The 20406-nt window shown below is 67.0% G+C and carries 17 protein-coding genes; 9 read left to right on the forward strand and 8 right to left on the reverse strand.

The window, feature by feature from the left end:
* Positions 1 to 94 precede the first annotated feature (94 nt).
* On the reverse strand, positions 95 to 508 hold the full coding sequence (locus GR702_RS13995) for an EthD domain-containing protein (protein ID WP_160986511.1): 414 nt from the start codon (positions 506 to 508) through the stop codon (positions 95 to 97).
* A 17-nt stretch (positions 509 to 525) separates the two neighbouring features.
* Positions 526 to 2121 carry a Vgb family protein gene (locus GR702_RS14000; protein ID WP_160986512.1) on the reverse strand — a complete coding sequence of 532 codons (1596 nt, stop codon included), beginning with the start codon at positions 2119 to 2121 and terminating at the stop codon, positions 526 to 528.
* Between the two features lie 222 nt (positions 2122 to 2343).
* On the opposite strand from GR702_RS14000, the gene GR702_RS14005 reads away from it, so the two are divergent.
* Entirely contained in the window at positions 2344 to 3306 is a 963-nt protein-coding gene (locus GR702_RS14005) for an SDR family NAD(P)-dependent oxidoreductase (protein WP_160986513.1), read from the forward strand.
* Positions 3307 to 3404: 98 nt separating this feature from the next.
* Positions 3405 to 5249, forward strand: a complete 1845-nt coding sequence (locus tag GR702_RS14010) for a flavin-containing monooxygenase (protein WP_160986514.1) — start codon at positions 3405 to 3407, stop codon at positions 5247 to 5249.
* Between the two features lie 52 nt (positions 5250 to 5301).
* On the opposite strand, the gene GR702_RS22090 is transcribed toward GR702_RS14010, so the two are convergent.
* The 6 genes from GR702_RS22090 to GR702_RS14035 all read right to left on the reverse strand — a co-directional run bounded on the left by GR702_RS22090 (position 5302) and on the right by GR702_RS14035 (position 10340).
* Positions 5302 to 5577 carry a YdaS family helix-turn-helix protein gene (locus tag GR702_RS22090; protein ID WP_202408268.1) on the reverse strand — a complete coding sequence of 92 codons (276 nt, stop codon included), beginning with the start codon at positions 5575 to 5577 and terminating at the stop codon, positions 5302 to 5304.
* A 140-nt stretch (positions 5578 to 5717) separates the two neighbouring features.
* The gene (locus GR702_RS14015) at positions 5718 to 5984 is read right to left on the reverse strand and encodes a hypothetical protein (RefSeq protein ID WP_160986515.1); all 267 of its coding nucleotides are present in this window, start codon (positions 5982 to 5984) and stop codon (positions 5718 to 5720) included.
* Between the two features lie 63 nt (positions 5985 to 6047).
* On the reverse strand, positions 6048 to 6815 hold the full coding sequence (locus tag GR702_RS14020; protein WP_160986516.1) for an enoyl-CoA hydratase/isomerase family protein: 768 nt from the start codon (positions 6813 to 6815) through the stop codon (positions 6048 to 6050).
* A gap of 51 nt (positions 6816 to 6866) precedes the next feature.
* A complete protein-coding gene (locus GR702_RS14025; RefSeq protein ID WP_160986517.1) occupies positions 6867 to 8126 on the reverse strand; it encodes an acetyl-CoA hydrolase/transferase C-terminal domain-containing protein in 1260 nt (419 codons plus the stop codon).
* A complete protein-coding gene (locus GR702_RS14030; protein ID WP_160986518.1) occupies positions 8123 to 9028 on the reverse strand; it encodes an HpcH/HpaI aldolase/citrate lyase family protein in 906 nt (301 codons plus the stop codon). Before GR702_RS14030 ends, GR702_RS14025 begins: the two co-directional genes overlap by 4 nt.
* Before the next feature lie 145 nt (positions 9029 to 9173).
* Positions 9174 to 10340: an acyl-CoA dehydrogenase family protein gene (locus GR702_RS14035; protein WP_160986519.1), complete on the reverse strand. Its 1167-nt coding sequence runs from the start codon at positions 10338 to 10340 to the stop codon at positions 9174 to 9176.
* A 171-nt stretch (positions 10341 to 10511) separates the two neighbouring features.
* Here GR702_RS14035 and GR702_RS14040 point away from each other — a divergent pair, with 171 nt between their 5' ends.
* The 7 genes from GR702_RS14040 (at position 10512) to ppk2 (ending at position 20390) form a co-directional block, all read left to right on the forward strand.
* On the forward strand, positions 10512 to 11705 hold the full coding sequence (locus GR702_RS14040; RefSeq protein WP_160986520.1) for a CaiB/BaiF CoA transferase family protein: 1194 nt from the start codon (positions 10512 to 10514) through the stop codon (positions 11703 to 11705).
* Between the two features lie 144 nt (positions 11706 to 11849).
* Positions 11850 to 13628: a thiamine pyrophosphate-binding protein gene (locus tag GR702_RS14045; RefSeq protein WP_160986521.1), complete on the forward strand. Its 1779-nt coding sequence runs from the start codon at positions 11850 to 11852 to the stop codon at positions 13626 to 13628.
* A gap of 101 nt (positions 13629 to 13729) precedes the next feature.
* Positions 13730 to 15139 (forward strand): aldehyde dehydrogenase family protein, encoded by a 1410-nt coding sequence (locus GR702_RS14050; RefSeq protein WP_160986522.1) that lies wholly within the window; start codon positions 13730 to 13732, stop codon positions 15137 to 15139.
* A 92-nt stretch (positions 15140 to 15231) separates the two neighbouring features.
* Complete coding sequence (locus tag GR702_RS14055) at positions 15232 to 15627, forward strand: DUF2946 family protein (RefSeq protein ID WP_202408269.1); 396 nt, start codon at positions 15232 to 15234, stop codon at positions 15625 to 15627.
* A 99-nt stretch (positions 15628 to 15726) separates the two neighbouring features.
* On the forward strand, positions 15727 to 18021 hold the full coding sequence (locus GR702_RS14060; RefSeq protein WP_160986524.1) for a TonB-dependent receptor: 2295 nt from the start codon (positions 15727 to 15729) through the stop codon (positions 18019 to 18021).
* Positions 18022 to 18035: 14 nt separating this feature from the next.
* A complete protein-coding gene (locus tag GR702_RS14065; protein ID WP_337192608.1) occupies positions 18036 to 19409 on the forward strand; it encodes a PepSY-associated TM helix domain-containing protein in 1374 nt (457 codons plus the stop codon).
* 66 nt (positions 19410 to 19475) lie between these two features.
* A complete protein-coding gene (gene ppk2, locus GR702_RS14070; protein ID WP_202408270.1) occupies positions 19476 to 20390 on the forward strand; it encodes a polyphosphate kinase 2 in 915 nt (304 codons plus the stop codon).
* Positions 20391 to 20406 lie beyond the last annotated feature (16 nt).

Here is a 20406-nt window from a genome sequence, read left to right on the forward strand (position 1 = left end):
CCCTCTACGCGGCGGACGTGACCCGTATTCCGCCCGGCCGTCTCGGCCCGGCGTCGTAGGCGCAGGCAGGCTTGATGGCTGTGCATCGCTCTCCTCACGCGCCGTGTCGCAATTGGACGTGGGTGGCCTCACCGCTCGGTCCCATTGGCGAATCGTATTCGATGCAGGTGGCCACCGGATTGTCATGCCCGGCAAACAGGCGTTCCTCGTCCGCGCGGGTCATGGCCAGCCGGTCCGGCGAGGAGATGATCGCCTGTGAGCGCTCGAAGTCCTCGCGGCTGTTCCACCAGATCTCCATGATGCAGTCATAGCCGCTGTCGTGGACCTGCCCGGTGACGGGGTTCTTCTCGGGCACCAGGTAGCGCCGCACATACCGCACCGCACCCGGGATGGCCGGGGCCGCACCCATCTTCTTGGCCAACTGCGAGTGCTGGTTCTCGTAGTAGTCCATGAACTCGTTTATGGTCATGTCGGGCCGCTTCCTGAAGAAGCATATCTGCTTGAGCATGGGGCCGGGCTCCAGGTTCAGAGACGGCGCAGCGCGAGGATGCTGCCCTCAGCGTCGGCGGACAGATAGAGGGTGCCGTCCGGCGCTGCGGCGATGCCGGTGAAAGTGTTCATGGGTCCGCACATGTCGCCCACGCCGCCGAGCTGGACCGGCTGCGCCCCGCCCGCGCCACCGATCGGCAGGCGCGTGGCGATCGTTTCGCGCGCGCTGCCCGAGAGATCGGCGGCGACGATCGCCTGGGCCCCCGGATCGGCGACGAAGAGCGTGCCCCCGGCGATCGCCAGTCCTTCGGGCCGTGCGAGGCCATCGAGCACGACCTCCTTGCGCGCGCCGACGAGCTTCACCACCCGCCCCGCTCCGCTTTCCCCGACAAAGACGGTGCCGTCCGCCGACACCGCCATGCCCATCGGCCGGTCGAGGCCGGAGGCGAGCTCCACCGCATTGCCGCTCTCGATGGCGAAGACCTTGCCCGTAGCGGATTCGGCGAAGACCGGGCTGCCACCGGGGCCAAGCGCTACCCCCATGAGCCTGTCGTATCCGCTTGCCAGGACTTCGCTGGTCGCCGCAGCCGGGTTCCAGCGGGCGACATCGCCGTTGGCGGTCGTCACGATCCACTCGTCGGGGCCGCACGCGGCAGCGTCGCGCACCCAGCCCGGAAAGCCCGGCGAGAACAGCATGCCGGCCAGCTGCAGGTGCTCGCCCGCGCGCAGGAGGTAGCAGAAGCCGCCGTCCGCCACGAGCACATGGCCATGCTCGTCCACCGCGATGCCGAGCGGCCACTGCAGCCCTTTCTCGACGAGGGGCTTCGTCTTCCCGGGCTCCAGTATCTCGGTGATCGAGCCGTTGATGTGGCTGACGAAAGTGCGACCACCCACGAAGGCGACGTTGTCGAGCCCGGGTCCGATATCAGCGAGCAGGATCCTGTCGCCGGTGCGCGGGTCGATCTTCAGCACCTGCCCCGAGTAGACCTGCGTCGAGATGATCGAGCCATCCGGGTGAAACTTGACCGAATCGGGCACGCCAAGCTCTCCGGCCACCACTTCCGGCTCCCCGCCCTCAAGCGGGATGCGCCAGATCTGGTTCGCACCTTGCGCGGGGAAATAGAGCTTGCCGTCCGGCCCCACGTCAAAGGCGTTCACCATCGGCACGCCTTTGCAGATGACGCGCGGCGCCCCGCCGTCCCGGTCGAGTTCCAGGATGCGGCCGCCCGGGCGCAGCTCGCCCGCGATCAGCCGACCCTGGTGGTATGTGATGGGGTTCGCCACCGGCACGTCGCCGTGGATGACGCGGTATTCCCCTGCCGGCGTCATCATCGAGACGCGGCCCAGCGTGATTTCCGTGCAGTAGAGGTTGCCTGCCTCGTCGAACGCCAGGTCGTCCGGACCGACGATGCCGCCGCCGTTGGGGCTGATCGTCTCGATCTCACCGTTTTCGACGTTCACCGCGCTCACCATGGAGCCGGCGACCTGCGCCACGTAGATGCGCCCGTCCGCGCCGGTACGAATTCCGTTTGCGCTGGCAAGCCGGCTCGCCGGGCTCATCCGGTGGATCGCCCAGCCCGGCGCGGGCACGGCGGCCAGAGCATGCGAATTGCGGCCTGCGGCGTCGAGCATGTCTTTATCCCTCTCCCGGTACGTGCCGGGTTCTGTGGCGATTGGTATAGGCACCCGTCCGCCCGCGCAACGCACCGCACCCTGTCCAAGCGCCCTCACCGCCTGCCATCGCCACGGCGACGGACCCGCCGTTGCCAAGCGCGATCGCGTACCGATACTCGTGCACCGGACCGATAAGCATCAGGGCGCCTTGGGCCAGCCCACAGGAGAGGACATTCCCCTATGCAGAGCCGCGATACCGGTGCACCCCTTCGCTTCGACGGCCGCGTGGCGGTGGTCACCGGCGGCGGCCGCGGTCTGGGCCGCGCATACTGCCTGCTGCTCGCGTCGCTGGGCTGCAAGGTGGTGGTCAACGACCTTGGCGGGGCGATCCGCGGGGATGGCCCGGATACCGGCGTCGCGCAGGAGGTCGTGGACGAGATCGTCGCAGCCGGCGGCGAGGCCATCGCCAATGTGGATAGCGTTGCCACGCCAGAGGGCGGCCGCGCAATCATCCGCGCCGCGCTCGACGCCTGGGGCAGGATCGACGCGCTGATCCACAACGCAGGCAACGTACGCTACGGCACCATCCGCGACATTCCCTACGAGGATTTCCGCAGCGTGCTCGACGTCCACCTCCTGGGCGCGTTCCACGTGGTGCAGGCCGCCTTCGGCCCCATGTGCGACGCAGGGTTCGGCCGCATCGTGCTGACAAGTTCGATTGGCGGCATATACGGCAACAAGGCCTGCGTGAACTACGCCGTCGCAAAGTCCGGCATGATCGGCCTCAGCAACGTCGCCGCGCTCGAGGGCGAGGATTACGGCGTCACGTCCAACGTCATTGTGCCCAGCGCCGTCACCCGCATGGCCGAGGGCATCGACATCTCGCAGTATCCGCCGATGGATCCGGAGCTGGTCGCCCCGGTCGTGGCCTGGCTGGCGCACGAGGCCTGCACCGTCAGCGGCGAGATGATCGCCTCCATCGCCGGGCGCATCGCACGGGCCTTCATAGCCGAAACACGCGGCGCGTACCGCCCGGCCTGGAGCATCGACGAGGTCGCCGCCTTGAGCGAGACCTTCCGGAGCAAGGGCGCGGACGATCCTGCGGTCCTGGATTTTGGCCTCCACGGCCATGTCGCACACATCGGCTACAGCTTCGAAATGGCGCGATCGGGTGAGCGATCAGTAACGACGGCGGACCATTAATCAACAACACTGTTGACAACAAAAGGGGTCAAATCCACATCGCTCGCGATCGGCGAACTGCCGCGCAGAATCGCCCGCACGAAGAAAGTGGGACCGCAATGACCTGCCAGAAGACCAACGTACCGGCACCTGGGGAGCTCGACATCCCGGCGCTGAAGGCCAAGTACCTGGCCGAGCGGGACAAGCGCCTGCGCCGCGAAGGCGGGGAGCAGTACGTGCGGCCGACCGGCGACTTCTCCGATAACTACGCACACGATCCCTTCACACCGCTCGCCGAACGTGCGCCACTGGTCGAGCATATCGACGTGGCCATCCTCGGCGCCGGCTTCTCCGGCATCCTCGCGGGATACCATCTACGCCAGCAGGGCGTGACGGGCGTGCGCAACATCGACCATGCGGGTGGCTTCGGCGGCGTGTGGTACTGGAACCGCTACCCCGGCGTGCAGTGCGACAACGACGCCTACTGCTATCTCCCGCTGCTCGAGGAAACGGGCTTCATGCCCTCCAAGAAGTTCTCGGACGGCTGGGAGATCCAGGCCTATTGCCAGAAGATGGCCGAGGATTTCGGCCTGGCCGACAGGGCGCTGTTCCACACCCTCGTCGAAAGCATCACCTGGGACGACGGCGCCAGGCGCTGGCATGTGAAGACCAATCGAGGCGACGACATCCGCGCGCGGTTCGTGGTCATGGCGGGCGGCGTGATGAACATGCCCAAGCTGCCCGGCATTCCCGGCATCCATGATTTCAAGGGGAAGATGTTCCACACCAGCCGGTGGGAGCATGACTATACCGGCGGTTCGTGGACCAATCCCGTGCTCGACAGGCTGAAGGACAAGCGCGTCGCCATCGTCGGCACCGGCGCGACTTCGGTGCAGGCAGTGCCTTTCCTCGGCAAGTATGCCAGGCAGCTCTACGTCCTGCAGCGCACCCCTTCCAACATCGACGAGCGGCCGAACCCGCCTACCGATCCCGACTGGGCCGCCTCGCTCAAGCCCGGCTGGCAGCAGGAGCGCATGGCGAACTTCCACCGGGGCGCGCAGCAGTTCTTCCTGCCCGGCGAGCCCGACCTGATCTGCGACATCTGGACCGAGATCAGCCGCAACCTCAACCTGGAGCTGGAGGCTGACGGCTTCCCCGAACTCGGCATCGAGGAGCTGATGGCACGCCGCGAAGTCGTCGACTTCCAGGTGATGGAGCGCCTTCGCCGCCGCGTCGATTCGATCGTTAAGGACAGGCAGACAGCCGAGATCCTGAAGCCGTGGTTCCGCTTCATGTGCAAGCGGCCGCTGTCCAACAACGACTACTACCCCACTTTCAACCAGCCCAACGTCAAGGTGATCGACGTCTCGCCCACGCAAGGCGTCGAGCGTATGACCGAGAAGGGCTTCGTCGCAGACGGCGTGGAACACGAAGTGGACCTCATGATCTTCGCCTCGGGCTTCGAAGTGACGTCCGACCTCAAGCGCCGCTGGGGCATCGACACGGTTGAGGGCGAGAACGGCCTGTCCATCTACGATCACTGGGCGAACGGGCCATCGACGCTCCACGGCGTGACAACGGACAAGTTCCCGGGCATGTTCTACATGGGCTATATCCAGGGTGCCACGAACTCGAGCACAACGGAGCAGTTCGGCCGCCAGGCCGAGCACCTCGCCTTCATGATCGGCGAGACCATGCGGCGCGGCGCGGACAAGTTCGCGGCCACGGCGGAAGGCGTGGCGGCCTACGTCCAGCACTGTCGCGAGAACGAGGTCGATATGTCCGAGTTCCAGCAGGGCTGCACGCCCAGCTATTTCAACAACGAAGGCGACAAGGAACTGAAGTGGGCCCTGTTCAAGGGCTACATTCCCGGCTGGGATGCCTGGCGCGACATGCTCGCCGACTGGCGCAGGAACCCCGACCTGCCGGGCGTGGCGTTCGAGGCGCGCGAAACCGTCGGCTGAGGCTCATGGGCTCCGGAGGAGGAAGGGGACGACAGGTCCTTCCTTCCGAACCTCACCCGCCGCCGAACCGCTCCGCCTGCGGCGCCGTCAGGTTTTCCGAGAACGCCGGCGAAAGCTTGCGCTCCAGCTTGCGGCAGCGGTCTGCCTGATCGATCAGAGCGCGGGCAATGTCGCGCAGGGCCCCGGCGTCCAATTCCTCCTCGCCAGTCAGCCACTTGCGCAGGGCCGGTTCCTCCGTGCCGAGGATGCGGGCAGTGGCGCGCTGCCCGCCCAGCGCCTCGACCGCCTGCGTGAAAAGCGCGAGCTGGACCATCGGATCTTGCGGCATCGTATCGGGGCTTTCTGTCGGAGTCCGGCATCCCGAAACCAAACGCTTCGAGTGAACCTCGCGCATACGCTCCCGCACGGCTGCCACGTCAAGGGATCGTTGCCCGCCATCACCCGTTGGGATCGCGACCGGGCTTGTCCCTAATGTCGCAAGAAGCGTGCGAACGGATAGATGACTGCCGAGACAACCACCGGAAGCAGCAACACACCGGCAGCGAAATAGATGACCAGCCCTGCCGCCATGTCCGAACTGTGGTGGTAGTCGGCCGCCGCCATTTCGTTCGTGACGGCGCGGTAAACCCAACCGAACGCGATCAGCATGATTGCGCCCGCCCCAAGCAGGACGCGCCCCTTCCTCTGCCACGCAAGCCAGCCGAACAGGCTAACCCAGCCAATGTATGCGCCCAAGATAACAAATCCTATCGCAGACCTCGTTAGCAATGTGCCGTGCCTTCCGACATCTGGCGATCCCTACCGCCCCCTCCACACCGGCTTGCGCTTTTCCGCGAAGGCGCGCGGGCCTTCCTGCGCATCGTGCGAGTTGTAGGCGTGTTCGTGCGCGGCGCGCGCTGCGGCGAGCGCGGCGGAGCGGCCCATCTCGGTGGAGAGCATCACCGTCTCGCGCGCGGCCCTGACCGACAGCGGCGCCCCTTCCAGCACTTCCTGCGCCAGCGTGATGGCCACTTCCAGCACCATCCCCGGCTCGGCAAGGCGATTGACGAGGCCGATCTCGTAGGCACGCGCGGCCGCGATCGGCCTGCCGGTAAGGACGATTTCCATGAAGATGCGCTGCCCAATCATGTGGATCAGCGGCGCCGCCCAGGGGCTGCCGCGTCCGACCCTGACCTCGGTGATGGCGAACTTCGCGCTGGTGGAGGCAACGCACAGGTCGCAGGCCTGCGCGATCATCCAGCCGCCTGCAAAGGCCACACCGTTGACGGCCGCGATGGTGGGCTTCGATAGCTCTATCGTGTCGTAGGGCAGCGCGTACATGTCGCGCGGAGGGACCGCCATGCCGGTGTGGACCATCTCCTTGAGATCACCACCCGCGCAGAAGGCCTTGTCGCCGCTGGCCGTGAGGATGGCGATACGCGAGCCCTCGTCCGCCTCTAACCGCGCCCACGCCGCGCGCAACCCTTCCCGGACTTCGCGGGTGAGGGCATTGCGCTGGTCCGGGCGGTCGATGGTGATGACGGCGATGCCGTCCGGGCGGGCGTCATACAGGACAGCGTCGGTCATTGGCAGGCTCCGATGATTTAACGTCGAGGCGCGGAGACGCGGAAATCACCGTCAGAATCCCCGCCGGGCGATCTCGAACGCCGTCCGGTCGAGGTCCTCGCGGAAGTCCGGATGCGCCACGGCAACAAGTCGACGCGCACGTTCGGCGAGCGTCTGCCCCTTGAGCCGGGCCGCGCCGAACTCGGTCACGACCACGTCAACCTCGCTGCGTGCGCTGGTGACCGGACCGGACAGCGTCGGAACGATCTTGCTCAAGGTCCCGCCCTTGGCGGTCGAGGCGAGCACCATGAGCGAGGCCCCTCCCGGCGATCGGGCGCCCGCGCGCACGAAGTCCACCTGCCCGCCAGTGCCGCCCAGATAGGCCGCGCCTGACTGCTCGGCATTGACCTGCCCGGTGAGGTCCACTTCCAGCGCGGAATTGATGGTGACAAGCCGCGACAGCCGGCCCAGCACGCCGGCGTCGTGGGTGTAGCTGGTGGGCGTCATGTGAATCGCCGGGTTCTCGTGCGCCCAGTCATACAGCCGACGCGTGCCGATCAGGGCGCCGTTGATCGAGACGCCCCGGTCGATCTCCTTCCTCGCATTGGTGAGCACGCCGGCCTCGGCAAGGTCGACCAGCCCGTCGCCCAGCATGCCCGAATGGACCCCGAGGTCGCGCCGGTCATGCAGCAGGCGCAGGATCGCGTCGGGCACTGCACCGACCCCGGTCTGGATGACGCAGCCGTCCCCGATGAACTCGGCGCAGAGCCGGGCGATGGCCTTGTCGGTAGGAGTGATCTTCGAAGGCGCGACTTCGACCGGGGGGCGGGAGACCTTCACCGCCACGTCGATGGCGCTGCCCGGGATCGTCTCGCCAGGCACGAAAGGCACCTGCTCGTTAACTTCGGCGATTACGACGCGTGCCTTGTCCACGGCGGCTCGCACGTAGTCGGAAACGAGGCCGCAGGAATGATTCCCCTTCGCGTCCGCGGGGCTGACCTGGATCATCGCCACATCGCAGGGCATGACGCCCGCGGTGACGAGCGGCGCGACCTGGCTGACGTGGACAGGCACGACGTCGAGCAGGTTCGCCTTCGTCATTGACCGCAGCGCGCCGATGGCCCCCATCGACGAGAGGCGGAAGGCGGCGGCGCTCTCGGGCGTGAACAGGCCGGAGAAGCTGGTGGCGATGAAGGCCTTCAGATCGCCGATAGTCGCGCCCTGTTCGACCAGCGCCTCGACCAGCGTAATCGGCTCGCCGCAGGCCTGGCCGAAGACGATGTGATCGCCGGGGCGAAAGTATCGGGTGAGGTCGAGGCCTTCGGGGCTCACAGCTTGCCGGCCTGCCGCAGCAGCCGCTCGGCGCGGGCAAGGTACGGGCGGTCGAGCATGCCGCCCTTCCAGCCGATTGCGCCGACGCCCGGGTTGGCGGCGAAAACGTCGACGATCTCCTGCGCCACCGCGACCTCGGCCTCGGTGGGGGTGAAGGCGGCGTTGATCACCGGCACTTGCGCTGGATGGATCGCCATCATGCCACGGAAGCCATCGCGGCGGACCTTCTCGGCCCGGAGGCGCAGGGCGTCCAGATCCCTGAAGTCGGCGCTGATCGTCTCGATCGCGGTGACCCCCGCCGTCGCGGCGCCGAGCACGGTAAGGCTGCGCGCCAGCTCATAGGTGAAGGAGTAGGACCCGTCCTCGGTGCGGTTGGACGAGGCACCAATCGAATCGGCGAGGTCCTCCGCTCCCCAGGTCAGCGCCACCAGCCGGGGCGCGCCCTTGTAGGTGCCGGTGTGGAACATGCCCTCCGCCGTCTCGGTGATGAGCACGATCACGGGGGTGGAACCCTCCTCGATGCCGTTCGCCACCTCCAGCGCGGAGAGGCAATGGTCGAGCTTTTCCACTTCGGCGCGGCTGTAAACCTTGGGCAGCATGATGCCGCCGGGGTGCGCGGGAATGATCGCGGCAAGGTCATGCAGAGTGTGTGGGCCGTCGAACGGGTTGATGCGTACCCAGAGGCGCCCGCGCTGCTCGGGGTGGGCCTTGACGAAGTCATGCACCATCGGGCGTGCGGCCGCTTTTGCATCGGGCGCGACGGCGTCCTCGAGATCGATGAGCACGATGTCGGCCTCGCCCTCCATCGCCTTGGCCATCTTCTTTTCGCTGTCGCCCGGGGCGAACAGCCAGGAGCGGGCGGTTGAAGGCTGGTGGCGGGGTGGCTGTTGATCGAACGGCATCTGCAATAAGTCCCTGTACCTCGTCGCCGCCCGCGCAGGCAGCGCCTCGCTTTGTGTTCACCCGCCCCCTGAGGCGTGGATTGCTGTCGTCCTTGGTTGGCGGTCGATTGCCACGGGTCAAGTGCAGGACGATCGGCTGCCGCTCTCAATACGACCTCGGCAGTTCCAAAACCCTCTCGGCGATGTAGTTCATGATCTGGTGCGGACTGACGGGCGCGATGCGAGGGATCATCACTTCGCGCAGGTATCGCTCGACATGGTACTCCTGCGCATAGCCCATGCCCCCCATCGACATGACGGCGGTCTGGCATGCCTCGAACCCGGCTTCGGCAGCGAGATACTTGGCGGTGTTCGCCTCCACCCCGCAGTCGAGCCCCTGGTCGAACATGGTCGCGGCCTTGAACACCATGAGGCTGGCCGCCTCCACCTGCATCCACGCCTTGGCGAGCGGGTGCTGGATGCCCTGGTTCTGCCCGATCGGCCGCCCGAACACCACGCGCTCCTGCGCATACTTCGACGCCTTCTTGATGGCGACGCGGCCCAGCCCCGTCGCCTCCGCGCCGAGCAGCACGCGCTCGGGATTGAGACCCTGGAGCAGGATCTTGAAGCCCTGCCCCTCAGCGCCGATGCGGTCCTCTTCCGGGATGAACAGGTCGGTGATGAACAGCATGTTCGAGCCCACCGCGTGGCGACCCATCTTGGGGATCAGCTGGTGCTCGATATGCGCACGGTCGAGCTTCGTATAGAAGAGCGTCAGCCCCTCCGTCTTCTTTCTCACCTCTTCCAGCGGCGTGGTGCGCGCGATCAGCAGCATCCGGTCGGCGACGTGGGCGTTGGTGATCCAGATCTTCTCGCCGGTGACGCGGTAGCCGCCGGGCACCTTCTCGGCGCGGGTCTTGAGGCTGGTGGTGTCGAGGCCAGTGTTGGGCTCGGTCACCGCGAAGCACATCTTTTCCGCGCCCGAGAGGGTCGGCGGGATCATCCGCTGCTGCTGCTCCGCGGTGCCGAACAGCGCCACCGGCTCTAGCCCGAAGACCGGACCATGGATCGCCGAGGCCGCCGTCATGCCGCCCCCGCTCTCGGCCACGGCCTGCATCATTACTGCCGCCTCGGTGATGCCGAGCCCGGCGCCGCCCACCGCTTCGGGCATGGCGATCCCCAGCCACCCGGCCTCCGCCATCGACTTGTGAAACTCGGCCGGGAATTCGCCGCTGCGATCCCTTTCAAGCCAGTACTCGTCGGGAAACTGCGAGCAGTGCTTCAGGACCGCCTCGCGGATGTTCTGCTGATCCTGTGTGAGTGTGAAATCCACCGCGCTCCAGTCCTTCTTCCCGGTCTTCGCCTCTGCCGAGGGCTTTTGGTGCTAACAGCGCGAGCCTCCAACGCCAATGATATCGTTCACATATCGGCCCAGCGAACGGGAATGTGCATAGCTCTGTGCGCCGGCTTTCGATAACCTGCGTCTGAACGAGTGGAGAGCGACATGGCCGACAAGGCAGCACAGGGGCCCCTTTCGGGAATCCGCGTGATTGATCTGACGAGCGTGGTCTTCGGACCCTACGCCACGCAGATCATGGCCGACATGGGTGCCGAGGTGATCAAGGTTGAGCCTCCCGCAGGCGACAACACACGCTGGATCACGGCCGGTCCGGCGCCCGGCATGGGCGGCATCTACGTCAACGTGAACAGGGGCAAGCGCGGCGTCATGCTGGACCTGCGGCAGGATGGGGATCGCGAGACGCTGCGCCGCCTGATTGCCACGGCCGACGTCTTCATCCACTCGATGCGAGGCAGCGCGATCGCCAAGCTCGGCTTCGGCTACGAGGCGGTCAGGGCCCTCCGTCCCGACATCGTCTACACCAACTGCTACGGTTACTCGCGTCGTGGGCCCGAGAGCGACAAGCCCGCCTACGACGACACCATTCAGGCCGAGTGCGGCATCCCTCACGTCCAGGGCCTGATGAACGGAGAGCCCGGCTACGTCGCCACGATCATGGCAGACAAGGTGGCGGGCCTGCATGCGCTCTACGCAACGATGATGGCGCTGTTCCACCGCGAGCGTACCGGCGGCCGCGGCAAGGGAGAGGGGCAGGAGGTGGAAGTCACCATGTTCGAGGCGATGTCCTCTTTCATGCTGGTGGAGCACGCCAACGGCGCGATGTTCTCGCCGCCAACGACGCCCGCACATTACCACCGTGCGGTGGAGCACAACCGTCGGCCCTACCGGACCAGTGACGGCTACGTTGCCGCGCTCGTCTACAACGACAAGCACTGGAGCGCCTTCATGGCCGCGATCGGCCCCTCGTGGGCGAGCGAGGAGTTTTCCACGCTGGAGAAGCGCGCGCAGCAGATCGGCAGGGTCTACGAACTGCTCGGCGAGACTTTCCTTACCCGCACCACCCAGGAATGGCTCGACATCCTGGGTGCCCTGCACATTCCGTGCGCCCGCCTCCAATCCACCGACGCGCTGTTCGACAACGCGCAGCTGAACGCCATCGGCTTCTTCGAGGAGGTGGAAACCCCGCAGGGCCAGGTGCGGATGCCCGGCGTGCCGACGTGGTTCTCGGCAACGCCCGGCAAGGTGCGCGGCCCTGCACCCATGCTCGGCCAGGACAACCAAACGGTGCTGGCCGAACTCGAAAGCGTCGCCCCGGCGATGGTCAGCGAGTCTAAGTAAACAGCACTGTTGATTTCGACTGACCCGTTGGAAAGGCTTGGGCTAACCACCTTCGCAAGCCCCACCCGCGAGCCCGGCCGATGCGCCACGACCGGGTAGAACACGCGGCAAGAAGACAACGGATCGGAAGAAAGGCTACCCACGATGTACGACGACCAGCCCCAGGCCGAGGCCCCGGCGACAGCCACCAGGGGCACGCCCGTTTACAAGCGAATCCTCGACCTGTTCGAGGCAGAGGGCATCAGGACCCTCTTCGGCATCCCCGATCCTAACTTCGTCCACCTCTTCCTCGAGGCAGAAACGCGCGGGTGGACCGTCGTCTCGCCGCATCACGAGGCATCCGCCGGTCACATGGCTGCCGCGGCCGCGCGCATTACCGGCAAGCCGGCACTGTGCATCGGCACGCTGGGTCCGGGCATGGCCAACCTCATGCCGGCGATCCAGTGCGCCAAGGTGGAGAACGATCCGATCATCATCATGGGCGGCCAGCGCGCCCGCATCACCGAGCGCCGCGTGCGCCGGGGCCGCATCCAGTTCGTCCGCCAGGAGCCGATGATCGAGGATTCGGTGAAGTTCTCCAGTTCCATCGAGTATGCAGACCAGACCGACGAGATCGTGCGCGAAGCCATTCGCGTTGCGCTGTCGGGCACTCCGGGGCCGGCCTATATTGAGTTCCCGGCGCACATCATCCTCGAGGAACTGGACCTTCCCCCCGTCCTGCCGCCGCACCTGTATCGCCTGACCATGCAAGGCGCCGACGGCGACCGCGTGGCGGAGGCTGCCGAGATCATCCGCAACGCCAGGAACCCGGTGCTGCTCGTCGGCCACGGCGTCCACACCTCGAAGTCGGGCGCGGCGGTCCGCGAACTGGCCGAGCTGATGCAGTGCCCGGTGATTCAGACTTCGGGGGGCACCTCGTTCATCGAAGGGCTGGAGGACCGCACGTTCCCTTACGGCTTTTCAGAAGCCTCGATCGACGCGGTGGTGGAAAGCGACTGCTGCGTGGCTCTGGCCACCGAACTGGGCGAGCCGAGCCACTACGGTCGCTGGCGCCACTGGGTGGACAACGAAGCCAACCGCAAGTGGATCTACGTCCAGCAGGACCCCACCGCGATCGGCGTCAACCGGCCGATCGACGTTCCTCTGGTGGGCGACGTGCGCGCCGTTGTGCCCCAGCTTTCGCGCGCGCTGAAGGCGCTTGGCGGACGGCAGGCAGCGCCCTCGCTGTCGGAATACATCCAGCGTGACGCCCGCCAGCTCGAGGAACTGGCCGAGGATGCGGCATCCAGGCCTGACGGCTCGGCCTCGAAGATGCACACCAGCCAGTTCGTCACCGAGGCGACCAAGGCGTTCCCCAAGGACGGAATCCTCATCCGCGACGGCGGCGCGACGGTGATCTTCCAGTGGACCTACTCGCAGGCCAAGCCCCGCGACGTCATCTGGAACCAGAACTACGGCCATATCGGCACCGGCCTGCCTTATGCGACCGGCGCCATGCTGGCCGACCAGGCCGCGACCGGCAGGCAGCGCCCGGGCATGCTGCTGACTTCGGACAGCTCTTTCCTGTTCCACGTGGGCGAACTCGAAGTCGCGGTGCGCAAGAACCTGCCGCTGGTGATCCTGGTAGGCGTCGACTTCCAGTGGGGCCTCGAAGTGGGTGTCTACAAGCGCACCTTCGGCCACGGCACCAGGGAAACAGGCGTGCACTGGTCCGACAAGGTCCGCTTTGACAAGATCGCGGAGGGCTTCGGCGCCGCCGGCGAGTACGTGGAAAAGGCGGCAGACATCGGTCCCGCAATCGCGCGTGCCTATGCCCGCGGCGGCTGCACCGTGATCCATGTACCGATCGACCCGGCCGCGAACTCCGAGGAAATGCCCAACTACAACGAGTTCCGCACCTGGTACGCCGAAGGCACGCAGTAAGGAACGCAATCCCCCCGGCCGGCTGGGGAGAAGGGCCACCTGCAGGTCGGTGGAGAGGCACAGGCGTATTCCCGTCTCGGGGAGGACTTGGGAGAGAGCACATGCGCAACTATACGCAGTTCTACATCGATGGCCGCTGGGTGGACCCTGTCTCGCCGAAGACCGCCGACGTCATCAATCCCGCTACCGAGGAAGTCTCGGGGCAAATCTCGCTCGGCTCGCCCGCCGACGTCGACAGGGCGGTCGTCGCGGCCCGGCGCGCCTTCCCAGCCTATGGCGAGAGCAGCGTAGGGGAGCGGATCGAGCTACTCGAAGCCATCCAGGCCGAGTACCTCCGGCGCGAGGCCCAACTGGGCGAGGCGATCATGGTCGAGATGGGCGCGCCGGCCTCGCTCGCCAACGGCTTCCACACGATGCTGGGCAAGGGCCACCTCGGCACCGCGATCGAAGTGCTGAAGGACTTCAGGTTCGAGGAACAGCGCGGCCCCACTCTGATCCGCAAGGAACCGATCGGCGTGTGCGGTCTCATCACCCCGTGGAACTGGCCCATGAACCAGACTTGCGTAAAGATCTTCCCCGCGCTGGCGGCAGGCTGCACGATGGTCCTGAAGCCCCCGCAGCTCGCGCCTTACTCGGCCCAGATCCTCGCCGAGATCCTGCACGAGGCGGGCGTTCCCGCAGGCGTCTTCAACATGGTTCAGGGCCAGGGCTCGGTCATCGGCGCCGCGCTTTCCCGGCACGAGGACGTGGACATGATCTCCTTCACCGGATCGGAAACGGTGGGTGTGCAGATCCAGAAGGACGCCGCGGACACCGTCAAGCGCGTGGGCCTGGAACTGGGCGGCAAGAGCGCGTGGATCGTGCTCGACGATGCCTCCCTCGCAGCCAACGTCGCGGGCGCGACTGCGGGGATGATGGGTAACTCGGGCCAGACGTGCTCGGCGGGCTCGCGCCTGCTGGTCCCCTCCTCGCGCATGGAAGAGGTGAGGAAAGTCGCCGCGCAGGCTGCCAACGGGGTTACCGTGGGCGATCCCGCCGGCAACTTCGCGATGGGTCCGGTCGTCTCCCGAAGCCAGTACGATGTCATCCAGCAGTTCATCGAGACGGGCATCGACGAAGGCGGAGAACTGATCGCCGGAGGGCTGGGCCGCCCGGACGGGCTGGACAGGGGCTGGTACGTGAAGCCTACCGTGTTCGTGGGCGACAACGACATGGTCATCGCGCGCGAGGAGATCTTCGGGCCCGTGCTGGTCATCATCGGCTACGAAGACATCGACGACGCTGTCCGCATCGCCAACGATTCGAACTTCGGTTTGGGCGGCTATGTCTCGGGGGAGGACGTGGAGCAGTGCCGCACGATCGCGCGAAGGTTGCGCACCGGCGCGATCTGGGTGAACGGCGGGTTCGATTTCCACGCACCCTTCGGCGGCTACAAACGATCGGGCAATGGACGCGAATGGGGCGAGTACGGCTTCCACGAGTATCTGGAGATCAAGTCGATCATCGGCTGAGCGCGGGTGACCCCACATGTGAGCCCTCGCTGCATAGCTTCTTTGCGCATGACACGACCGCCCATGCCCGGTAGAACCGCCCCGTGGGCACGATGAGGCACCTTTTCCGGGATCGACCGGCCCTGGCAGCGTTGCTGCTGGCGGCCGCGTTGTTCCTCAAGGCGCTTGTCCCGGCGGGATACATGCCCGCCGCCCCGGACACCGGCATCATCGTCGCGCTGTGCTCGGGCACGATGCCCGCCGGAAGCACGGTCAGGATCACGATCCCCAGGAAGGCCGCGCATCAGGACCACACCGGCACCACGGCCGACCACCCCTGCGCCTTTGCATCGCTCGACGCCGGGTTCGCCGGCGCGGATCTTGCGCCGCTGTTGCTGGCCGCGCTGGCGTTCGTCTTCCTGCTCGCTGTGCGCCGCACGGCGCTGGTCCTGCCCGGCGCACCTGCAAGGATCCGGCCTCCGGGCCGGGCGCCGCCCTCCTTTACCTGAACCCAGAGCAGGCGCGCGGAACAAATAGACCGCGCTTCCATTCGCATGCCCGCAAACGGCGCCCGGAAGGCGGCGGCGGGCTGTTCAGGTGATCTCTTCATGCTTCGTACACTGCTCGCGCTCGGCGCGGCTCCGCTTGCCCTGCTTCCCACGCCCTCTCTCGCCGCGGAGGAAGCGCCGCCCGGCGGCAGCATCCTTGTCGTCGGCCAGCGCGAGAATGCCATCAGCCTCGATGCGCGCGGCCTTTCCGTGAGCCTGGGAGACGAGCAGTTCGCCGCCGTCAACGCCCGCAACGTGGAAGACCTCATGAAGTACGCGCCCGACTTCTTCGTGCGCACTCGCTACGCGGGCGATTCCAACGGCGTTCCAGGGTTCCGGGGCACGCATTCCACCCAGAGCGCCCGCACGCTGGTGATGGTCGATGGCTTCACCGTCTCCAACTTCCTCGGCAACTCCTTCGCCTATGCTCCCAAGTGGGGCGTGGTCGGACCGGGCGAGGTGGAGCAGTTCGACATCGTCTACGGCCCCTATTCGGCGCGCTACGCCGGCAATTCGATGGGCGGCGTGGTCAACATCACCACCCGCTCGCCCGAAAGGACCGAGGCTTTCGCGACCGTGCAGGGCATGGCCCAGCCTTACGACCAATACGGCACGGACGAGAGTTACCTGGGCTATTCCGCCGAAGCGGGCTTCGGCTTCCGGCAGGAAGATGGCCCATGGTCGGTCCGGCTTTCGGACCGGCACTTCCGCAACACCGGTCACCCGCAGATGTTCTTCGGCCTGGTGCCGTCGTCCACCACGAGCGGCGCGACCGACGTCACGGGGGCTGTCGTCGATCCCGGACAGGCCATCCCCGGCGCTCCGGGGAACGCCGCCAGCCCGATCTTCGCCGGCCAGAGCCCCGCCAGGATCACGCAGGACCAGGCCAAGCTGCGCCTCGGCTACGATGGCGCATCCGGCCTCAGCGGCGAGCTGCTGGTGGCCTACTGGCACAACCTCGATGACCAGAACGCCCCCGACTGCTACTTGCGTAGCGCTTCCGGCGCCCCCGTCTGCGACGGCCTCGTCCGGCTGGAAGGGCGCACTTACACCGCCAGCGGCGCCAATCGGTCGCGCACCGTGCGCGACGAACTGCTCGCCGGGCTGAGGCTCTCCGCCCCCGTCTCCGACGCGGTGACGCTGCAGGCCAATGTCTCTACCTATCGCATCCTGCGCGCCGACGCCTTTACCTCTCGCGGGTTCGATGCGGGCGCGGCGAACGGACCCGGGACGCTGGCCCGCCAAGGTCCCACCGGTTGGTGGACCGGCGAGCTTTCCGCCACGGCGCAGCTGGGCGGGCTGGAGCTTGCAGGCGGCGGCAGCGCCAACCTCTACGAGACCGACCTCATCAACTACGCCCTTGCCCGGTGGCGCGACGGCAGCGCGGGGGGAAGGACCTTCTCCACCCGCACCTTCGGCAAGACGCGCACGCTGTCCGCATGGGCCGAGCTGCGCATTCCCCTCGATCCGGTGACGCTGACGCTGGGTGCCCGGCACGAGGACTGGCGCGCATTCGACGGCGGGCTCGGCAGGATCGGCAATGGCGGCGCACCCGTCTCCAATCGCTATGCCAGCCGCAGCGCCGGGGGCTTCCAGCCCAAGGCCTCGCTCGACTGGGCAGTGGGCAGCCAGACCCGCGTGCAGCTGAGCCTGGCCAAGGCGACGCGGTTCCCCACGGTGGGCGAGCTGTTCCAGGGCAGCCTCAACGGCGATGGAAGCTTCAACCAGGACAGCTTCGATCCGAACCTTCGGCCCGAGCGTTCGACAGACGCGAACCTCCTTGTCGCGCACGACTTCGGACGCGTAAAGCTGACGGCATCCGCCTTCTGGCAGCGGGTGAAGGACACGATCTTCTCGTTCACCGGCTTCAACCAGAACGGCGCGACGACTTCCAGCTACAAGAACATCGATCGCACCCGGCAGGTCGGTCTCGAACTGATCGCGGAGGCACGCGACGTGGTGATCCCGGGTCTGGACGTGGACGCCAACGCGGCGTGGATCGATTCGGTCACCGTGCGCAACGATGCCGCCCCGGCCGCCGAGGGCGTGCAGTTCCCGCGCATTCCCCGGTGGCGGATCAACGGTAACCTGCGCTACCGCGTGGCGGAGCCGGTGCTCCTCTCCCTCGGCGTGCGATATGCAAGCCGCCCCAACACCGACCTGTTCGGCCTGCAGCGCGGCGACACATACGGCTACACCTCGGAACTTTTCGCTCTCGACGCGCGCGTGAACTGGAACGTGACCGAGCAATTGCGCGTGAGTGCAGGCATCGACAACATCACCAACGACCGGGCCTGGGTATACCACCCCTACCCCCAGCGCAGCTTCCTCGTCGAAGCGGGGTGGACGCTGTGAGCGGGACGGATGCTGTGAGCGGTGCGGGCCCGAGGACCGAGCGCTGGTACCGCGCCGTGTGGCGCTGGCACTTCTACGCCGGGCTGTTCTGCGTGCCCTTCGTCCTGTGGCTGTCCGTCACGGGCGCGATCTACCTCTTCAAGCCGCAGATCGAGGATATGCTCTACGCTTCCTATCGCGGCGTGGCGGCGGGCGACGCGCCGCGACTGGCGGCGGAGGCGATCGCGGACCGGGCAGTGGATGCGGTGCCGGGATCGGTGCTCCACAAGTACGTGCTGCCCGATAGCCCCGACAACGCGGTGGAAGTGCTGGTCGGCAGGAGCGCTCAGGACGTGCGCGTCTGGGTCCACCCGCAGACCGGAGCGGTGCTCCACAAGGTCGCCGAGGAGGACCGGCTGATGCGCGTGGTCTTCCGCCTGCATGGCGAGTTGCTGGCGGGCAGCACGGGCTCGGCGCTGGTCGAGGCCGCGGCTTGCTGGACGGTGGTCATGCTGCTGACCGGCCTGTTCCTGTGGTGGCCGAGAGGCGGCACGCGACTGGCAGGCGTGCTCTACCCCCGGCTAACGCGAGGACGCGCGCTGTTCTGGCGCGACATCCACGCCGTCACTGGCCTCTGGATCTCACTGGGCGCGCTGTTCCTGATCCTCTCGGGGCTGCCTTGGGCGAATGCCTGGGGCAGCTACCTGCGCGAGGTGCGGACCCTGACGGGGACGGCCGCCGGTCCGCAGGACTGGTCCGCCGGATCGCAGGCCGATGCCGCCCGCCGCGCCGATGCCGACGCGGCGATGCGCGCGATGATGTCCGATCACGCGGGGCACCAGGGCATGGCGATGAACCATATGGCGCCGGCGCCCGCCGCGCTCGATGCGGTGGTCGCACGCGCGCAGGGCCTGGGCTTTGCGGGACCGGTGGAAGTCAGCCCGCCCACGGCGCATGGCGCTCCCTGGCAGGTGCGCAGCCAGGCCGCCGATCGCCCCCGCCGGGACAGCGCCGAGATCGCCGACGATGGGACGCTCGTTGGGGTGGAGCGCTTCGGAGACCGGCACTGGATCGATCGCGCCGTGGGCTACGGCGTCGCCATCCACGAGGGCGCCTTTGGGGGACTTGCCAACCAGCTGGTCAACCTGGCCGTGCTGCTGGGGCTGATGCTCCTTTCGGTGTCGAGCGTGATCCTGTGGTGGCGCCGTCGCCCGACCGGAAGGCTGGGCGCCCCGCCAAGCCTTGCACCGCTGCGCCACTCGTGGGCGCTGGTGGCGTTTGTCGCCGTGCTCGCGCTGGCAATGCCGCTGTTCGGTCTCTCGCTCGCGCTCGCGGTGGCGGCGGAAGCGCTTCTCCCGCGCCTTGCCCCCTCGCTGCAAACGTGGATGGGCTGGCGCGCTCCCGCCTGAGGCGGGCGTCACGCCCATGTCATCGCCTTCGCGCAAGTAGCGTGGGATCAGCCAAGGGAAGTACGCATGTCGATGTCGGACGCCTTCGAGATGGACCGGATCAAGGACGAGATCGCCGACAGCTTCGACGAGGAGCTGGAGATGGAGATCGACGAGAGCCGTCTCGAAGCGCTGCTGGGCGACATGGCCGACCACCCCGACCGCGCGCAGATCGAACGGCGGCTCTACTTCCGCGAGCTGTTCCGCCTGCAGCACGAACTGGTCCGCCTGCAGGAATGGGTCCAGCACAAGGGCCTCAAGGTCGTCGTCCTGTTCGAAGGACGCGACAGCGCGGGCAAGGGCGGCGCGATCAAGCGCATTACCCAGCGCCTGAACCCGCGCGTCTGCCGCGTGGCCGCGCTGCCCGCTCCCAGCGAGCGGGAGCGCACGCAGTGGTATTTCCAGCGCTATGTCCAGCACCTGCCGGGCGCGGGCGAGATCGTGCTCTTCGACCGCAGCTGGTACAACCGCGCGGGGGTGGAGCGGGTGATGGGCTTCTGCACCGAGGACGAAGTGGAGGAGTTCTTCCGCTCCGTCCCCGAGTTCGAGCGGATGCTGGTCCGCTCGGGCATCATCCTGCTCAAGTACTGGTTCTCGATCACCGACGACGAGCAGCAGTTCCGCTTTAACATGCGCATCCACGACCCCCTCAAGCAGTGGAAGCTCTCGCCCATGGACGTGGAGTCGCGCCGGCGCTGGGAGGACTATACCCGCGCCAAGGAAGCCATGCTGGAGCGCACCCATATCCCCGAGGCGCCATGGTGGGTGGTGGAGGCGGTCGACAAGAAGCGCGCCCGCCTCAACTGCATCTCGCATCTGCTGAGCCAGATCCCCTACGAGGACGTGCCCCGCGCACCGGTGATCCTGCCCGAACGCGTGCGCAATGCCGACTACATCCGCCATCCGGTGCCCGAGGACATGATCGTTCCGCAGGTTTTCTGAGAGATCGGTCCTGCCG

The organism is Novosphingobium silvae (assembly GCF_009856825.1).
Lineage (GTDB): Bacteria > Pseudomonadota > Alphaproteobacteria > Sphingomonadales > Sphingomonadaceae > Novosphingobium > Novosphingobium silvae.